Below are 16,550 nucleotides of genomic sequence, written 5' to 3'. Positions count from 1 at the left end.
GGGCTGTCGCGACACGCCGGAACCGTTGCGGCGCCTGGTCTACGGTGGGCCCCTGGGGGACGGGCGAACGCCCCCGGAGCGGACAGCGCCGTGGGGTGGCCGGCGCGCTGCGCCGGCACCCGACCGTGGTGGGAGATCGTGTGGGGTCTGCATGACGAGAGCTGTCCGCCGCTCGGTGGCGACAGCGCTCTGTGCCCTGCTGCTGACGGCCTGCAACAGTAGGGAGGGGGCCGGCGGCCCGGCCGGCCCGGCCTCACCGCCGGCGACGTCGACCCGGCAGACCACGGGCTCGGCCGCCGGTCCGCTGTCCGGGGTGGGGACGGCGGATCCGCCGACCACGGCGCCGCCGGCGTCACCGGTGTCGCCGGTGTCCGGAGCGCCGTCCACCGCGGGCGTCCCGTCCGGCCCGGCGGTCGACCCCGGGCCGGTGCCGACCGTGCGCACGTCGGTGCCGCCGCCGAGCCGGGGCCTGACCCTGGGCGACATCCGCGAGTCGAACGACGCCGTGCTCGACGCGACGCTGCGCCAGCTGGCCGGGGCCGTCGAGTCCGGCGGCCGGGCCGTCTTCGTCGCCCCGTTCGCCCCGGCCGTCGCCGGCCGCGTCGGGCAGTGGTTCGACAACACCCGCGCCCTGGGTGTCGCCGGGGCCCGGTTCGTCCGGACGCCCGGCTACTTCTCGCCGCGGCGCGACACCCCGACGTCCTTCACCCGGACCGTGGTGCTCGGCGTCCGCACCCCGTACGACGACGACGGCTCGCTGCCCGGCATCGCCTACACGGTCGGCATGGACCGGCGGGCCGGTCGCTGGACCGTCACCACCTGGGCACCGAGCTACGTCGACGACCCGATGAACTGCGGCTGCCGGTTGCAGGTCGTCCACCGCGGCGACGTGGCCGTGGTGTCCGAGGGCGGGCGGTCGCTCGCCGGGTGGCCGGCGATCGTGCTGGACCGTGCGCTCGAGGGCACCGCGTGGCCCGTGCAGCGGATGGCCGGGTCGGGGCTACGGGCGCCCGCCGGGCACGTGTTCTTCCTCGTCGACCACCCCTATCGCTGGTTCCTGTCCGCCACGGGCGCCCCGGAGACCTCGAACGCCACCGTGTCCCTGGTGGAGACCGACGGCCCGGCGCCGGGCACGCTGTTCTCCACCGCGTCGCGGATCGTGCTGATGCTCGCCGACACCGACGGTCGGACGGCGCCGCAGACCGCGGTCGGCCGGTTGTACGCGTGGGACGTCGTCACCCACGAGGCGACGCACCAGCTGATGAACCTCAACTCGCAGCTGTACTACGGCGAGGGCGACCCGATCGCCACCTGGATCGTCGAGGGCATCGCCGTCGCCGTCGAGGTGCTGCACCGGCGGGACCACCCGGAGACCGCGGACGCCGGCTACTACCTGCGCGACGACCCCCGCAACGTCGACCGCGGCTGGCTGCGGCGGCACCTCGCCGGCGACCTGCCCTCGCGGGAGCAGCTGTACGCGGCGCCCGGCGCGGAGCGCAGCAATTGGTACGCGCTGTCCGGGTCGGTCTTCCTGTTCCTGGCGGACCGGTACGGTTTCCCGACCATGATGCGCACCGCCCGGCTGATGTACGCCCAGAACGGCCGCAACCCGTTCGACGTCGTGCCCGACCCGGACCGCGCCGGCCGGTACCTGTCCCGTGCCGACGCGATGGCCGCCTGGCGCAGCTGGTTCACCGACAACTACCTCGGCTGATGACCGGCGGCCCGGCCGACGGCGAGCGGTGGCAGGCCGTCGCCGAAAGGGCGGCCCGACGCGCCGGGGTGGACCCGGCACTGCTCGCCGACCTGGTGCCGGCGCTGGCCGAGGCCGCCCGGACGGGCACCCGGCTGCACCGCCGGGACCTGCGCCGGTTCGCCGACCTCGGCCGGGAGTCCGCCGTGCGCGGCGTCTCCCCGCGGGCCCTGCTGGACGCCTACCTCTCGGCCGCCTGGCAACTCTGGCCGGAGCTGGCCGAGGTCCGCGCGGCCGGCTCCGGCGGCAGCGCCGCGGACGTCGTCCGGGCCGGTGAGGTGGTGCTCCGCGGTGTCTGCGACGCCACCGCCGCCCTCACCGACGGCGTCGCGCAGGCCCGGCGGGACGTGCTGCGGATCCGGACGACCGAGCGGCGCGAGTTCGTCGACGACCTGCTGCTCGGGGGCGCCCACTCGGAGTCCGGGATGCTCGCCCGGGGCGCGGAGTTCGGTCTGGACCTCGCCGGGCCGCACGGGGTGGCCGTGGTGGTCGCGGAGCAGCCGTTCGTCGACGGGTCAGCGGCGACCGCGCTGCTGGAGCGGGCCCTGCTGGAGGGCGCCGCGTTGGAGGGGGGCGCCGACGCCCTGGTCGCCACCAAGCAGGACGCCCTGGTCGTGGTGTTCGCCGCGCCGGACCGGGGGGCCGTCGACGAGGTGGTCCGCCGGCTGACCGCGTCGCTCCCGGCCGACCCCGGCACCGTGCGGCTGCAGCGCACCGCCCCGGTCGGCCGCTGGCGGATCGGCGTGGGCCGACCGCACGGCGGGTCGCCGGGCGTCCGGCTGTCCTACGAGGAGGCGCTGCAGTCGCTGGAGCTCGGGGCCAGGACCGGCGCGCCCGGGCCGGTCTTCGACGCCGCGGACCTGCTGGTGCAGCGCGTGCTGATCCGGGACGAGCAGGCCATGCGGGAGCTGGTGGATGCGCTGCTCACCCCGCTCGAGGCGGCCCGCGGCGGCGCCGAGCCGTTGATCGCCACGCTGGACGCCTACTTCGCCGCCGGCGGCAACGCCTCCGCGGCCGCCCGGGCGCTGCACCTGTCGGTACGGGCGCTGACCTACCGGCTGGACCGCATCCGGGCGCTGACCGGCCGGGACCCGGCCGACCCGGCCGACCGGTTCGCCCTGCAGGCCGCCGTCACCGGTTCCCGGCTGCTCGGCCTGCGCTGACGCCGGCCGGTCCGCGCGCGACCGGGGCCGCCGGGGATCAGGACCGGGTGGCGACGACCACCAGGTCGAGCTCCATGCTGCGGCCGAGCATGCGCTCCAGTCCGGGACGGGACAGCAGCCGCACCGCGTCCCGGGACGGCAGCGCCCCGGTCGCGTGGCACCGCAGCGAGCCGTCGGGCAACACCTGCGGCGTGGCCATCTCCAGTGTCACGTCGAGCAGCCCGCCCTCGGTGGCCAGCAGCCCGTCGAGCAGCCAGCGGTCCGGGTGGGCGGTGGGCCGGACACCGCACGAGGCGAAGCCCAGCATCGGGTTCCGCCGGGTGTCCACGACGCCGGCGCCGATGAGCACCGAGTCCACGGTGGACCGGCCGCTGGTGAGGCTGGCCGTGCGGATGGACACGGTGACCTGGCTGGCCAGCGGGTCGTCGGCCATCACGAGATCGCCGGTGACGTCCTGGAAGCGGCCGTGCACGGTGGCCAGCACCCCGACGCGGACGGCCACGCCGAGCGTCGACCGGGTGGCGTCGATCTGCCAGCGGCCGGTGGGGTCGGTCAGCGCCCCGGCGGTGCGGGTGGGGCTGGTGGCGATGCTCATGGCGGCGGTCCTGTTCACCTCGTGCGGGGGGGACGTGCGGTGTTCGAGTCGGCGCGGCGGCGATCGGTTCCCGCGGTGGCGCAGCGGCCCGTTCCCGGCCGGCTGTCGCCAGGCTCCGCCGGCTGCCGACGGCTCCAGGAGCCGGGCGCCCGCCCGCTGATACCGGTGCCCTCGTCTTGCCCGCCTCCGGCAACCAGGGCCGCCGGTTCTCCGCCGAAAACTGACCTGGGCTGCACGAGGTCTGCAAGTGATCCTGGTGGACGTACCCGGTGCGCCGGGCACGCACCGTCCTCACCGACACCCCGCGCCGCACGGCGCGGCCTCGACGCAGAAGGGAGATCCCGTGTCCGTACCGGTCTGGGCCTGGCTGGCCTTCGGGGCCGTGGTCCTGGTCATGCTGGCCATCGACCTGCTCGCCCACCGCGGCGCGCACGTCATCAAGTTCAAGGAGGCCGCGGTCTGGTCGGCGGTCTGGGTCGGCCTGTCCCTGGTGTTCGCCGGCATCGTCTGGGCGACGCTCGGGACCCAGCCGGCCGTCGAGTTCACCACCGCGTGGTTGCTCGAGAAGTCGCTGTCCGTCGACAACCTGTTCGTCTTCGCCCTGATCTTCGGCTACTTCCGGGTGCCCCGCGAGTACCAGCACCGCGTGCTGTTCTTCGGCGTCGTCGGCGCGCTGATCTTCCGCGGCATCTTCCTGGCCGCCGGCGTCGCCATCGTCAGCACCTTCACCGCGGTGCTGTTCGTCTTCGCCGCGATCCTGATCTGGAGCGCGATCAAGCTGCTGCGGGACCAGGACGACTCGATGGACCCGGGCCGGAGCCTGGCCGTCCGGCTGCTCCGCAAGGTCGTCCCGGTCTCCGACGAGTACCGCGGGACCAGGTTCTTCGTCCGCGAGGCCGGCAAGCGCGTCGCCACCCCGCTGCTGGCCGTGGTGGTCGCCATCGAGGCCGCCGACCTGGTGTTCGCGGTGGACAGCGTCCCGGCCGTGCTGGCCGTCTCCAGCGACCCGTTCATCGTCTACTCGTCCAACGCGTTCGCCATCCTGGGCCTGCGGGCGCTGTACTTCCTGCTCGCCGGGATGCTGCAGCGCTTCCACCACCTGGGCAAGGGCCTGGCCTTCATCCTGGCCTTCATCGGCGTCAAGCTGGTCCTGCAGGCCAGCCACAAGGTGATCAGCCCGGCGGTGCCGGAGATCCCCTCGCTGGTGTCGCTGGGCGTCATCGTCGTCACGCTGGCCGTGTCGATCGGCCTGTCGCTGCTGCGGCCCGCGCCGGAGGCCGACGACGAGCCGGCCGACACCGGCGAGCACGCCCCGGTGGACGGCGCCGGACCGGCCGCCCTGCCCGGGACGGTCGACCGGGTCGACCCGGTCGGCGACGGCGGCGTCCAGGACCGGACCGCCGGGGACGACGGCCACGCACCTGTCGGCACCGCGACCGGCCCAGCCGCGGGGATCGTCGCCGGGTCCGTCCCCGGGGACCGCTGACCCCGCCCCCGCGCCGGCGGCACCCGCCCGCAGCGGCGCCGCCGGCCGGGTGACCACCCGCCGCCGCCCCCGGCCCTCGCCGGGGGCGGCGGCTTCCGCCGTCAGTGTCCGATCACGGCGCCCGCGGGGCATCCGTCAGGCCTGGTACAGCTCCAGCGGCAGCCCGTCCGGGTCCTGGAAGAACGTCATGGCCCGCCCGGTGTAGGGGTCGGTACGGGCGTCCTCGCAGGCCACACCCAGCGCGGCCAGCTCCGTGACGGCGGCGGCGACGTCGGGCACGGCGAACGCCAGATGCCGCAGCCCCTGCGCCTCCGGGTAGGACGGCCGGGGCGGCGCATCCGGGAACGAGAACAGCTCCAGCACGCACGCGTCCCCCAGGGCCAGGTCGCCCTTCCAGGACCGGCGCTCCTCGCGGTAGTGCTCGGCCAGCAACCGGGCGCCGAGCACCTCTTCGTAGAAGCGCCGGGACCGGTGGTAGTCCGACGCGATGACGGCCACGTGGTGGATGCGGTCGACTCTCATCCCGGTCATCCTGCCGCCGGGGCCACCACACCGGGGCACTGCTCCGGACGTGTCAGACTCCGGGCGTCCGTCCACCGTCCGGGGAGCCACCGACCGATGCCCGAGCGTCTCGTCACCGCTCTGCGCCTCGTGCGCAGCGTCGCCGACCGCCCGGATCCCACGCTGCCGGTCGCGGTCGGGGCGCTGGCCGACGCGGCCGGCACCACGACGTCGTCGGCCTCGCGGGTCTGCGCCGCCCTCGACGCCCTCGGGCTGCTGCAGCGCGCCGAGGGCTACGGCGAGTACCGGCTGGGCCGCGGCGCCGTCGCGCTGTCCGGGGCGGCGGCCGCACCGTGGTCGGCCGCTGTGGACTGGGCGCTGACCCGGCTGGCCATCGCCACCCGGGAGACCGTGTGCCTGGTCGCGCCGGCACCGGGCGGCCCGCGGGTGGTGGCGACGGTGCCGTCCACCTGGACGCTGCACGTCGCCGCTCGGGTCGGCCAGCCTCCCGACGACCCCGGCGGTGCGGTGGCGCGCACGCTGCTGCCCGGGCCGTCCCGCGGTCCCGTCCTCCCCCGGCCTCCGGGGCCCGGCGGTCCCGCCGGGCAGGTGCTGGAGTCCCGCGGAGCCGAGACGTGCGTCGTGGCCGTCCCGGTCGTGGCGCGTGACGGCTCCCGGACGGCCGCCGTCACGGTGCACTGCCCGATCGGCCGGGCCGACCGGGTGGCGGCCGTCGCCCGGCGCCTGGCGCCGGCCGCCGCGCAGTACCTGTCCACCGCCGGGCCGCGGCCGGCAGCGCCGGGATCCGCACCCGACCACCCGCCGCCGGTGGGTGGCACGGCGCTGGACCTGGCGGCCGCCACGCTGGCGCAGGTGTGCGCCGGTCGCGGTCCGGTCGGCGAGCTGGCGCACCGCCTGGGCGCCCGCCCCGACCGCGTCGACCGGGTGCTCGACGTCGCTGAGGCGGTCGGTCTGGTGGTCCGCTGCCCGGACGAGACCGTGGCACCGGCCTGGTACCTGCAGAGCTGGCACCGCGCCGTGGCCGCGTCGGTGCTCGGCCCGCGGCTGGACCGGCTGCTCACGGCCGCGGCGGTCGAGGCGGCGGCCACCGCCTACGTCACCGTCCGGCGCGGCATGCGCAGCGTCACGGTCGCCGAGGCGTTCGGCGGCGGCCCGCTGAGCACGCAGAGCTGGCTGGGCCGGCCGGCGCAGATCGTCGGCGCCGACGGCGGGGCGCTGCTGGTCATGGACTTCGACGACGAGCAGATCACCGCGGTGCTGCCGGCCCGGCCGGTGCCCACCGCGGCCCGGACGCCGCGCGACGCCTCCGCCTTCCTGGCCACGGTGCGGCAGGCGCGGGCGAGCGGGCGGTTGGTGCTGGAGAGCTTCGGCGAGGACGGCCTGACCTCGGTGGCCGCTCCGGTCCGCGGCGCCGACGGGTCCGTCGCGGCGGCTGCCTGCCTGGTGGGTCCGACGGACCGGGTGGCGGCGGCCCGGCCGCGGATCGACGACGTCGCCGATCGGCTGGCTGCGGACGTGTCCCGGCTGCTGGGGGCGCCGCAGGCCTGAGCGGCGGCGGTCAGCCGACCGTCCGCATCAGCAGCTCACCCAGTCGCCGGCCGTCGGCCGCCGACAGCCGCCCGAGGAGCGGCGCCAGCACGTGCTGGATCTCGTGTTCGAGCGCCGCGGCGAGCCGGGCGCCGTCGTCGGTGAGCACCACGGTGGCGGCCCGGCCGTCTTCCGGGCTCGGCGCGCGCCGCAGCAGTCCGCGTCGCACGGCCCGGTCGACGAGCCCCGTGACGGTCGACTTCTCGAGTCCGAGGTGCGCGGCGAGCTCCGCCATCCGCGGCCGGTGGTCGCGCAGGATCGCCAGCACCCGCAGCTGGGTCAGCGACAGCTCGTGCCGCGCCGCGACCTGGGACAGCAGCGCCATCACGGTGAACGAGACCTGCGCGAGCGCGTCGGTGACGTCCCCGGACCACCGCTCGCCGTCCCGCTCCACGGGCGCAGCCTAGACAACGATTCGTAGAACGTACTAATTTGGTTGGTATCACCAACCAATCCGGTCCACCGGGCCGGGGAACGGAGACCGTCGTGGACACCACCGTGCAGGTCCCGACCACCACCGACGCGGGCACGGAGCTCGTGCCGGCCGCCGTCGTCACCGCGTTCGGCCGGCCGCCCGAGGTCAGGCCCTTCCCGGTGCCCGCACCACGCGCCGACACCGAGGTCGTGGTGGACGTGCTGGCCGACGGGCTGCACCCGCGGGTGCGCTCGCAGGCGGACGGCTCGCACTACACGAGCAGCGGCAGCCTGCCGCTGGTCCCCGGGATCGACGGGGTCGGCCGAGCGCCGGACGGCACGCTGCGCTACTTCGTCCTGCCGGAGACCACGCTGGGCACGATGGCCCGCCGCACCGTCGTCGACCTGCGGCGCAGCATCGTGCTGCCCGAGGGCACCGACCCGGTGCCGGTGGCCGCGGCGATGAACCCGGTGCTGTCCTCGTGGGTGGCGCTGCGCCGGCGGGTCGCCTGGCGGGCAGGGCAGAGCGTGCTCGTCCTGGGTGCGACGGGCAACGCCGGGCGGGTGGCACTGGGGGTGGCCCGCCGGCTCGGCGCCGGGACCGTGATCGGGGCGGGCCGAGGCCCCCGGCTCGAGCTGCTGCCCGGACTGGGTGCCGACCGCACGGTCGACCTGGCCGGGGACCCGGCCGAGGTGGCCGACCGGATCGGCGCGGCCGCCGCGGAGGTCGACGTGGTCCTCGACTACCTGTGGGGCGAGCCGGCGGCCGCGGCGATGGCCGCCATTGCCCGGCGACGGGTCGACGAGGCCCGGCCGGTGCGCTGGGTCGCCATCGGGTCGGTCGCCGGCTCGACCGCTCCGGTCCCGTCGGCGGCGCTGCGCGCGGTGGCGCTCGAGGTCGTCGGCAGCGGGCAGGGCTCGGTGCCCACCTGCGATCTCCTGGCCGAGCTTCCGGAGATGGCCGCGGAGATCACCGCGGGCACCTTCCGGGTCGACGCGCGGCCGGTGCCGCTGTCCGAGGTGACCACCGCCTGGGCGGACCGCGGCACCGACCGCATCGTCGTCATGCCCTGACCTGCCGGGCGCTGCCGGCTCCGGATCAGCCCAGCTCCGGGGCCAGGTGGGTCGGCGCACCGGCGACCGTGGTCAGCGCCACCGGCATGGCCCGCAGCTCCGGGGCCAGGTGGGTCGGCGCACCGGCGACCGTGGTCAGCGCCACCGGCATGGCCCGCAGCTCCGGTGCCGGGGCGGTCCACGGGTCGCGGTCCACCGCCACCACGTCGGCCGGGTCGCCCGGCCGGATCCGGCGCCGGCCGCGGGACGACGACGCCAGCGCGTCGGCGACCGGGATGGCCTGCTCGGGGTGCCAGGCCGGCAGGTCGCCGCGGGTCCGGGCGACCGCCGCCGCGACGGCGTGCCACGGGTCCAGCGGGGAGACCGGCGCGTCCGACCCGAAGGCCAGGGTGGCCCCGGCGTCCAGCAGCGACCGCAGCAGGAACGCCCGCGCGGTGCGGCCCGCCCAGTGCCGGTCGGCCACGTCCCGGTCGTCCATCGCGTGCTCCGGCTGCACGCTTGCGGTGACCCCGAGCGCGGCGAACCGCGGCACGTCCGCGTTCGCCACCAGCTGCGCGTGCTCGATGCGGCCGCCGCTGCCCAGCGCTTCGAAGGCGTCCAGGGCGATGCGGTTGGCCCGGTCGCCGATGGCGTGCACCGCCGGCACCAGACCGCCGCCGACCGCGCGGCGCAGCACGTCGAGCAGCTCGTCGGGCTGCACCGTCAGCAGGCCCGTCGAACCGTCCGGGTAGGGCTCGGCGCAGCAGGCCGTGCGGGTGTTCAGCGAGCCGTCGATCAGGATCTTCAGCGGCCCGACGGTGACCAGCCCGGCGCCGCCGGGGACCGGGTCGCCGGTGCGCAGCCCCTCGGCCAGCGCGCGGTCCAGGTGCTGCGGGTAGATCCCGGTGTCGACCCGGAGCGAGCGCATCCCGCCGGCCACCCGGCGGCCCCAGATCTCGGCGTTCCACGCCATCTCCAGGTCGACCACGCCCACGACGCCGCGGGCAGCGGCCGCCGCGGCGGCGTCCGCGGCCCACTGGTCGACCAGCTCGTCCGGCACCTCGGCCAGCCGGCCGGTGACGGCGAACGCGTGGTCCTCGACGAGCAGGCCCGTGCCGTCGGTGCCGCCGGGTGCGTCCCCCACCTCGCTCCGGTACAGGCCCAGCGCCGCGCTGTTCAGCCACAGGCAGTGCAGGTCGGCGGAGACCAGCACCACCGGCAGCGCGCCGGCCGCGCGGTCGAGCAGCTCGACCGACGGCTGGTCCGGCCACAGGCCGTCCCGGAAGCCGTAGCCGACCAGCGGGTGCTCCGGGTGCGGCGGGACCTCGGCCCCGTGCTCGCCCAGGTGCGCGGCCACCAGCGCGGCGGCCCCCCCGGCGGTGTGGGCGGCGGAGACGTCGATGCGCCGGCGGCTCAGCGCCCACTGGGTGAAGTGCACGTGCTCGTCCCACAGCCCGGGCAGCAGCCACCGCCCGTCGAGGGCGATCTCCCGGGCACCGGGCCGGGCCCCGGCGGCGACGGTGTCCGGTCCGACGGCGGCGACCACGCCGTCGGCCAGCAGCACGTCGACCGGGTCGGCACCGGACGCCGTCCGGGCGTCCCGCAGCAGCAGGGTCTCAGCCACCGGTCACCTCCGCGTGCACCCGCCGCATGTCGGCGGCCAGTGCCGGCGACGCGTACGGCCCCGGGCGGTCCAGCGCGGCGACGACCCGCTCGACCACCTCGGGCGGCTTGTCCTGGCTCAGCTTGGCCTTGGTGACGATCCGCGTCGGGGTGAGCCGGATGCCCAGCGTCCCGCCGCTGATCCGCCGGGCGTACGAGGCGTCGACCGGGTCGGCGAACAGCCGCCGCGGCCTGTCCACCCGATCCTCCATGTGGTCCACCAGCGCGGCCAGCACCGCCAGGTTCTCCTCCGCCCCGAGCACCTCGGGCACGCCGGACAGGTGGGCCACGGTGAAGTTCCAGGTCGGCACCGCCGGTGCGGCCGACACCGTGCCGTACCAGCTCGGCGAGATGTAGCCGTGCGGGCCCTGCACGATGACCAGCAGCTCGCCGCGGCCGATCTCCAGGATCTCCTCGTCCGGCCGGCCCAGGTGGGTGAGCAGGGACAGCTCCTGCCGGGTCTCGTCGACCAGCACCGGGTAGTGCGAGGCCACCAGCCCCGCCGAGGTGTGGCTGACCAGCGTCGCCCACGGGTTGTCCCGGACCAGCTGCTTGAGCCGGCCCGGGTCCATCGCGTAGTCGGGGTTGTCGCGCACGCCGCCGCCCCTACCGGTGCGCCCGGCAGCGGCGGACCGCGGCCAGCAGCAGAGTCCTGGCCACCTCGACGGTCTCGCCGATCCCTACCTGCTCCCGCGGGGCGTGGGCGTTGCGGACGTCGCCGGGCCCGTACAGCAGCGTGGGGATGCCGCCGATCCCGGTGTACAGCCGCAGGTCGCTGCCGTACGGGACGGCCCGCTGGCCCTCCGGGGGCCGGCCGCCGCTGTCCCGCGCGGCGGCCGCCACGTCGGCGATCAGCGGGTCGCCCTCGGGGGTGGCGCCGCTGGCGAACTGCCCGCCGGTCCAGGCCAGCCGGGCCGGGTGGTCGGCCAGCCAGGGGTCGCCGGCGCAGACCTGCGCCAGGGCCTGCTCCAGCGCGGCGCGGGCGTCGGCGGGGTCCTCGCCCAGCCGGACGCCCAGCCGTCCCTCGGCGGTCAGCAGGTCGGGGACGCTGCTGCTCCAGTCCCCGGCCACGATCCGGCCGATCGAGATGGGGTACGGCAGCCGGTTGTCGCCGAAGCGGGGGTGCGGGTCGGCGTTGCGGGCCCGTTCCAGCTCGAGGATCGCCCGGTGGATCGGCAGGTAGGCGTCGAAGGCGCTGACGCCCTCGGCGCGGGTGCTGCCGTGCGCCGCCCGGCCGGGGACCGACACGGTGAACGTCAGCGCACCGGCGTGGGCGGTGACGACCTGGCCGGCGGTCGGCTCGGTGATCACCGCGGCCTCGCCGGCGTGGCCACGGACCAGGGTGGCGAAGGCACCGAGGCCGCCGTCCTCCTCGCTGACCACGGAGTGCACCGCGAACGGGCGCTCCAGGTACAGCCCGGAGCGGTGCAGGGCCCGGGCGACCGCGGTGTTCACGGCCACCCCGGCCTTCATGTCGCAGGCGCCGCGGCCGTGCACGACGTCGCCGTCGATCCGGCCGCCGAAGGGGTCGTGCCCGGCCCAGTGCTCCAGGTCGCCGGTCGGCACCACGTCGACGTGCCCCTGCAGCACGAAGGCCGGTGTCCCGGCGCCCTCGGTGCGGGCCACCACGCCGTAGCCCTCGAGCCGCTCGGCCTCCGTCCCGGGGTACCGCGGGTCCGCCTGCAGCGCGGCCAGGTCCAGCCGCCAGCTGTCGACGTCCATGCCGAGCTCGGCCAGCTGCCCGGCCTGCCGGTGCTGCAGCTCGGACTCGGCGTCGGTGCCCGTCACGCTGGGGATGCGGATCAGTTCGACCAGGTCGGCGACCAGCTCCCGCTCGTCCAGCACGGACAGCGCGTGCTCCTCGTCGCGGGTCAGCATCAGACGTGACCCGGGACGAGCGCGGCGGGCTCCGAGGCGTCCGACCGGAAGGCCGCCCGGTCCGACCGGAACAGGCTGAGATCCTCCGCCGCCACACCGGTGGTGGCCAGGTCGGCCAGCACCCGGCCGAACGTCGGCGTGAACTTGAAGGCGTGGCCGGCGCCCAGGCCGAGGAACAGCCGGGGATGCCCGGGCAGCGAGTCCAGCACGAAGTGCCGGTCCGGGGTCAGCGCGTACTGGCAGGTCACGGTGCGCAGCGGCGCCCCGCTGCCGGGGATGGTGTCGGCCATGAACCCCTGCAGCTGCGCGAGCCGGTCGGCCGACGGCACGAAGGTGCGCTCGTCGGTGCCCATCAGGACCTCGGACACGTCCCGGGCGGCCTTGATCGTCGGCTCGCCGTAGCATGGGAAGCCGTAGTAGCAGACGTCGTCCTCCCAGATCCAGACCGGGAACCGGCCGATGGCGTAGTCGTCCGGCCGCTCGGGCTTGAAGTAGGTGACCTGCTCCTGCATCACCCGCAGCGGCACCGAGACCCCCAGCGGGTCCAGCAGCCGGTTCGTCCACGCGTCGGTGCACAGCACGACGGCGCCGGCCCGCACCGGGCCCGCCGCCGTCTGCAGCACGACACCGTCGGCGGTGTCCTCCAGCGCGGTGACCGAGCAGCGGTCGCGCAGCCGGGCGCCGTGGGCGCGGGCGTGCATCTGCAGGGTGGCCACCGAGCGCGAGGCGTGGACGATGCCGGAGTCCGGCGTCCACACCGAGGTGACGTCCTCGGGGATGGCGAACTGCGGCAGCCGCTCGCGGACCTGCCGGGCGTCCAGCTCCTCGTGCTCGACGCCGCAGGCGGCCAGGCTGTCCAGGTAGTGCCGGGCCGGCACCGGCGCGTCGGCCGGGCAGAACGTGATCCCGCCCGTCCGGGTCACCAACCGCTCGCCGGTGGCCTGCTCGAGGTCGGCCCAGTCCCGGTAGGCCGCGTCGGCCAGCTGCACGTACTCGGGCAGGTCGTAGGCCCGCCGGATGATCCGCGACGTGTCGTGGGACGCCCCGCGGACGTGACCCAGCTCGTACTGCTCGAAGCCGATGACGTCGGCGCCGCGGCGGGCCAGGTGGTACGTGGTGGCGCTGCCCAGGGCGCCGAGGCCGACCACGGCGTAGTCGACGTGCTCCATGGCGGATGCTTCTCCTTCTCTCCGGGGGTGACCCGTTCTCTGGTGGGTGGTGCGGGGTCGGACGGGGTACTGCAGCGGTGGCGCCGAGGCGCCGTCGGAGAGCCGGCTCCCCACGGGGCGCCGGCGGTGAGCCGCGCCCCACTGCTGCCGCGGCCGGGGCGACCGAGCGGGGGCGCCGCGCGGACCCGCCGGTGGTGGCGGATCCGGCGCGGACGGTCCGGGTGGTGCGTGTGCGGTGCCGGCGCGGTGCGCCGGCCGCGGCGGCTAGAGGACGCGGGCCAGGAACGCCCGGGTCCGCTCCTGGGACGGGTTGTTCAGTACCTGCCCGGGCGGGCCCTGCTCGACGATCACCCCGCCGTCCAGGAACGCCACCGTGTCGGCGACCTCCCGGGCGAAGGCGATCTCGTGGGTGACCACGACCATCGTCATGCCGTCGGCGGCCAGTGACCGCATGACGTCGAGGACGTCGCCGACCAGCTCGGGGTCGAGCGCCGAGGTCGGCTCGTCGAACAGCATCAGCCGCGGCTCCATGGTGAGCGCGCGGGCGATGGCGACCCGCTGCTGCTGGCCGCCGGACAGCTGCCGCGGGTAGGCGTCGGCCTTGTCGCCGAGCCCCACCCGCTCGAGCAGGGCCAGGGCGCGGCGGCGGACCGGTTCCGGCCGCTCGCGGCGGACGCGCAGCGGCGCCTCCATCAGGTTGCCCAGCACCGACAGGTGCGGGAACAGGTTGAACTGCTGGAACACCATGCCGATCCGGCTGCGGCGCTGGGCGATCTCGTGGTCGCGCAGCTCGTACAGCTTCTCGCCGCGCCGGCGGTAGCCGACCAGTTCGCCGTCGACGCTGATCCACCCGCCGTCGATCTTCTCCAAGTGGTTGATGCAGCGCAGGAACGTGCTCTTGCCCGAGCCCGACGGGCCGAGCAGGCACAGCACCTCGCCGGCGGCGACGTCCAGGTCGATGCCCTTGACCACCTCGTTGCTGCCGTAGGACTTGCGGACGCCGCGCGCCCGCACCATGGCCTCGGTGGCGACGCCGGGCGTCGCGGACGGCGCCGGCGAGGTCGCGGCTCCGGTGGGTGCCGCCGCCTTGCTCAGCCGGGTGGACCCCGTGGGTCCGGTCATCGGTGCTCCCCTCCGGCGACGGGCGCGCCGTCCGGCAGCCCGTCCTGCACGGCGGCCCTGGCGTCGGCCGCCGCGGTGCGCTCCCGCCGGCCGCGGCCGCCGTGCGCCGCGTCGCCCCGGCGCAGCCGGCGTTCCAGGAACGTCTGCCCGACGGTCAGCACCGTCGTCAGCAAGAGGTACCAGAGACTGGCCGTGATGAGCAGGGGGACGACCTGGTACGTGCGCGAGTAGATGATCTGGGACGCGTACAGCAGCTCCGGCAGCGCGATGACGCTGACCAGCGACGTGGTCTTGAGCATCGAGATGGTCTGGTTGCCGGTCGGCGGGATGATCACCCGCATGGCCTGCGGCAGCACGATGCGCCGGAAGACCTGCCGATTCGTCATGCCCAGCGCCTGCGCCGCCTGGGTCTGCCCGGCGTCGACCGACTGCAGCCCGGCCCGGACGATCTCGGCCATGTAGGCGGCCTCGTTCAGCCCCAGGCCGAGGATCGCCGCCACCACCGGCGTGATCAGCGCGTTGGCACTGCCGGAGACGAACGTCGGCCCGAACGGGATGCCCAGGCCGAGCGTCGGGTACAGCGACGACAGGTTGAACCAGAAGATCAGCTGGACCAGCAGCGGGGTGCCGCGGAACAGCCCGATGTAGAGCAGCGCGGCGTAGGACACGATCGGGTTCTTCGAGTCCCGGGCGACGGCCAGCACGATGCCGAGCAGCAGGCCGACGAGCATGGCCGCCACCGTCAGCAGCACGGTGTTGCGCAGCCCGGCCAGGATCGACCCGCTGACGAAGTAGTGGAACACCACGTCCCACTGGAAGTTCGGGTTGCGGATCAGCGAGGTCACCAGCACGACACCGATGACCACGACGACCGCCACCGCCACCCAGCGCCACGGGTGCCGCAGGCTCACCACCTGACCCGGCAGCTCGGCGGCCCCGTCGTCGGGGGCGCCGGGCTGCCGGGTGCCGGCGTGCAGGACAGGCTCAGCCACGGGAGATCGACGGATCGGTGATGGCGCCCGCGGTGACCCCCCACTTCTGCAGGATCTTGGTGTAGGTGCCGTCGGCGATGATCGACTCGAGCGCGGCCTCGATGGCCGGGGCCAGCGCGGAGCCCTTCTTCAGGGCGATGCCGTACGGCGCGGGCTGGTAGTTGGCGTTCAGCACCTCGAACTGCCCGTTCGCCTGCTGCGCGACGTACGCCAGCGGCCCGAAGTCGGACATGGTGGCCTCCGCCCGGCCGTTGCCGACGGCCAGCGTCGCCTGCGCCTGGTCCGGGTAGATGTCGACCTTGATGGCCTGCTGGCCCTTGGCGGTGCACGCGGCGGTGAACTTCGGCAGGTACTCGTCGGCGTAGATGGTGCCCTTCTGCGCCGCCACCGTGTGCCCGCAGAGGTTGTCCAGGTTCAGGCCCTGCGGGTTGCCCGCCTTGGTCATGATCGAGGTGCCGCCCTGGAAGTAGCTGACGAAGTCGACGACCTTGTTGCGCTCCGCGGTGATGCCCATCGCCGCGTCGCCGACGTCGTAGCGGCCGCCCTGGATGCCCGGGATGATGCCGTCGAACTTGAGCACCTGCAGGTCCGGCTTCAGACCCAGCTTGCCGGCGACCGCGGTGATGATCTCCGGGTCGACGCCCTGCAGCGTCTTGTTGTCCTCCGCGTAGAACTCGAACGGCGGGTAGCCCTCGCCGGTGGCCACCACCAGGGTGCCCTTGGCCTTCACGTCGGCCGGGACGAGCGAGGCCGGGTCGGCGCCCGCGGAGCCCGAGCCGGCGCCGGACGACGAGGACCCCGGCGCCGCGGCCGAGGATCCGGCCGACGCCGCGCCCGAGGTGGCCGAGCCGGCGCCGGAGGTGGCCGCACCGGCGGCCGAGGTGGCGGAGCCCGCCGCGGAACCGGCCGCGGACGTCGCCGAACCGACCGCCGAACCGGCGGCCGAGGTCGCCGACGAGACGGACGACGACGCGGACGACCCGCTGCCGCCGCAGGCCGCCAGCACCGTCGTGGCGGCCAGCAGGGAAGCCGCGAACGCGAACGTGCGGCGGGTCGGGGTCAGGGCTCTGGTCACGTGTCCTCTTCCGTCGGGCAGGTGCTGCTGGGCCGGTGGAGCCGTGGGGTCGGCGGTGCGCCGGTGGCTGCGCGGGTGG

At 75.6% G+C, this 16,550-nt stretch carries 15 protein-coding genes; 5 read left to right on the top strand and 10 right to left on the bottom strand.

The window, feature by feature from the left end:
• Positions 1-151 precede the first annotated feature (151 nt).
• Entirely contained in the window at positions 152-1,714 is a 1,563-nt protein-coding gene (locus IEY37_RS10205; RefSeq protein WP_188941392.1) for a hypothetical protein, read from the top strand.
• The gene (locus IEY37_RS10200) at positions 1,714-2,916 is read left to right on the top strand and encodes a PucR family transcriptional regulator (protein ID WP_188941391.1); all 1,203 of its coding nucleotides are present in this window, start codon (positions 1,714-1,716) and stop codon (positions 2,914-2,916) included. The genes IEY37_RS10205 and IEY37_RS10200 overlap by 1 nt, the downstream gene beginning before the upstream one ends.
• Before the next feature lie 37 nt (positions 2,917-2,953).
• On the opposite strand, the gene IEY37_RS10195 is transcribed toward IEY37_RS10200, so the two are convergent.
• Positions 2,954-3,511 carry a YceI family protein gene (locus IEY37_RS10195; RefSeq protein ID WP_188941390.1) on the bottom strand — a complete coding sequence of 186 codons (558 nt, stop codon included), beginning with the start codon at positions 3,509-3,511 and terminating at the stop codon, positions 2,954-2,956.
• A 343-nt stretch (positions 3,512-3,854) separates the two neighbouring features.
• Here IEY37_RS10195 and IEY37_RS10190 point away from each other — a divergent pair, with 343 nt between their 5' ends.
• The gene (locus IEY37_RS10190; RefSeq protein WP_188941389.1) at positions 3,855-4,997 is read left to right on the top strand and encodes a TerC family protein; all 1,143 of its coding nucleotides are present in this window, start codon (positions 3,855-3,857) and stop codon (positions 4,995-4,997) included.
• Between the two features lie 135 nt (positions 4,998-5,132).
• Here the strand turns inward: IEY37_RS10190 and gloA2 are convergent, their stop codons facing one another.
• Positions 5,133-5,519: an SMU1112c/YaeR family gloxylase I-like metalloprotein gene (gene gloA2 / locus IEY37_RS10185; RefSeq protein ID WP_188941388.1), complete on the bottom strand. Its 387-nt coding sequence runs from the start codon at positions 5,517-5,519 to the stop codon at positions 5,133-5,135.
• 96 nt (positions 5,520-5,615) lie between these two features.
• Between gloA2 and IEY37_RS10180 the strand changes: the two genes are divergently transcribed.
• On the top strand, positions 5,616-7,067 hold the full coding sequence (locus tag IEY37_RS10180; RefSeq protein ID WP_188941387.1) for an IclR family transcriptional regulator domain-containing protein: 1,452 nt from the start codon (positions 5,616-5,618) through the stop codon (positions 7,065-7,067).
• Between the two features lie 10 nt (positions 7,068-7,077).
• Here IEY37_RS10180 and IEY37_RS10175 read toward each other — a convergent pair whose 3' ends face one another.
• Positions 7,078-7,500 (bottom strand): MarR family winged helix-turn-helix transcriptional regulator, encoded by a 423-nt coding sequence (locus IEY37_RS10175; RefSeq protein WP_229674252.1) that lies wholly within the window; start codon positions 7,498-7,500, stop codon positions 7,078-7,080.
• A 143-nt stretch (positions 7,501-7,643) separates the two neighbouring features.
• On the opposite strand from IEY37_RS10175, the gene IEY37_RS10170 reads away from it, so the two are divergent.
• Entirely contained in the window at positions 7,644-8,594 is a 951-nt protein-coding gene (locus IEY37_RS10170) for a zinc-binding alcohol dehydrogenase family protein (protein ID WP_188941542.1), read from the top strand.
• 25 nt (positions 8,595-8,619) lie between these two features.
• On the opposite strand, the gene IEY37_RS10165 is transcribed toward IEY37_RS10170, so the two are convergent.
• From IEY37_RS10165 to IEY37_RS10135, 7 genes are all read right to left on the bottom strand, one after another.
• Positions 8,620-10,197: an amidohydrolase gene (locus IEY37_RS10165; RefSeq protein ID WP_229674250.1), complete on the bottom strand. Its 1,578-nt coding sequence runs from the start codon at positions 10,195-10,197 to the stop codon at positions 8,620-8,622.
• The gene (locus IEY37_RS10160) at positions 10,190-10,831 is read right to left on the bottom strand and encodes an FMN-binding negative transcriptional regulator (protein ID WP_188941386.1); all 642 of its coding nucleotides are present in this window, start codon (positions 10,829-10,831) and stop codon (positions 10,190-10,192) included. The genes IEY37_RS10165 and IEY37_RS10160 overlap by 8 nt, the downstream gene beginning before the upstream one ends.
• 10 nt (positions 10,832-10,841) lie before the next feature.
• Positions 10,842-12,113 carry an ArgE/DapE family deacylase gene (locus tag IEY37_RS10155; RefSeq protein ID WP_188941385.1) on the bottom strand — a complete coding sequence of 424 codons (1,272 nt, stop codon included), beginning with the start codon at positions 12,111-12,113 and terminating at the stop codon, positions 10,842-10,844.
• A complete protein-coding gene (gene solA, locus IEY37_RS10150) occupies positions 12,113-13,282 on the bottom strand; it encodes an N-methyl-L-tryptophan oxidase (protein ID WP_188941384.1) in 1,170 nt (389 codons plus the stop codon). The genes IEY37_RS10155 and solA overlap by 1 nt, the downstream gene beginning before the upstream one ends.
• Positions 13,283-13,546: 264 nt before the next feature.
• The gene (locus IEY37_RS10145; protein ID WP_188941540.1) at positions 13,547-14,299 is read right to left on the bottom strand and encodes an amino acid ABC transporter ATP-binding protein; all 753 of its coding nucleotides are present in this window, start codon (positions 14,297-14,299) and stop codon (positions 13,547-13,549) included.
• 101 nt (positions 14,300-14,400) lie between these two features.
• Positions 14,401-15,396, bottom strand: a complete 996-nt coding sequence (locus tag IEY37_RS10140) for an amino acid ABC transporter permease (protein WP_229674249.1) — start codon at positions 15,394-15,396, stop codon at positions 14,401-14,403.
• Positions 15,389-16,471: an ABC transporter substrate-binding protein gene (locus IEY37_RS10135; protein ID WP_188941383.1), complete on the bottom strand. Its 1,083-nt coding sequence runs from the start codon at positions 16,469-16,471 to the stop codon at positions 15,389-15,391. Before IEY37_RS10135 ends, IEY37_RS10140 begins: the two co-directional genes overlap by 8 nt.
• Between the last annotated feature and the right edge of the window lie 79 nt (positions 16,472-16,550).

The sequence above is a fragment of the Nakamurella endophytica genome (assembly GCF_014646215.1).
Lineage (GTDB): Bacteria > Actinomycetota > Actinomycetes > Mycobacteriales > Nakamurellaceae > Nakamurella > Nakamurella endophytica.
Note: the sequence above shows the minus strand (reverse complement) of the source record. Positions and strands in the feature narration are given on the sequence as shown.

Excerpts from the sequence above, each read along its gene's own strand:
- IEY37_RS10180 (WP_188941387.1), top strand. The coding sequence starts at position 5,616 with ATGCCCGAGCGTCTCGTCACCGCTCTGCGCCTCGTGCGCAGCGTCGCC.
- IEY37_RS10195 (WP_188941390.1), bottom strand. The coding sequence starts at position 3,511 with ATGAGCATCGCCACCAGCCCCACCCGCACCGCCGGGGCGCTGACCGAC.
- IEY37_RS10205 (WP_188941392.1), top strand. The coding sequence starts at position 152 with ATGACGAGAGCTGTCCGCCGCTCGGTGGCGACAGCGCTCTGTGCCCTG.
- solA (WP_188941384.1), bottom strand. The coding sequence starts at position 13,282 with ATGGAGCACGTCGACTACGCCGTGGTCGGCCTCGGCGCCCTGGGCAGC.
- IEY37_RS10155 (WP_188941385.1), bottom strand. The coding sequence starts at position 12,113 with ATGCTGACCCGCGACGAGGAGCACGCGCTGTCCGTGCTGGACGAGCGG.
- IEY37_RS10200 (WP_188941391.1), top strand. The coding sequence starts at position 1,714 with ATGACCGGCGGCCCGGCCGACGGCGAGCGGTGGCAGGCCGTCGCCGAA.
- gloA2 (WP_188941388.1), bottom strand. The coding sequence starts at position 5,519 with ATGAGAGTCGACCGCATCCACCACGTGGCCGTCATCGCGTCGGACTAC.
- IEY37_RS10145 (WP_188941540.1), bottom strand. The coding sequence starts at position 14,299 with ATGGTGCGGGCGCGCGGCGTCCGCAAGTCCTACGGCAGCAACGAGGTG.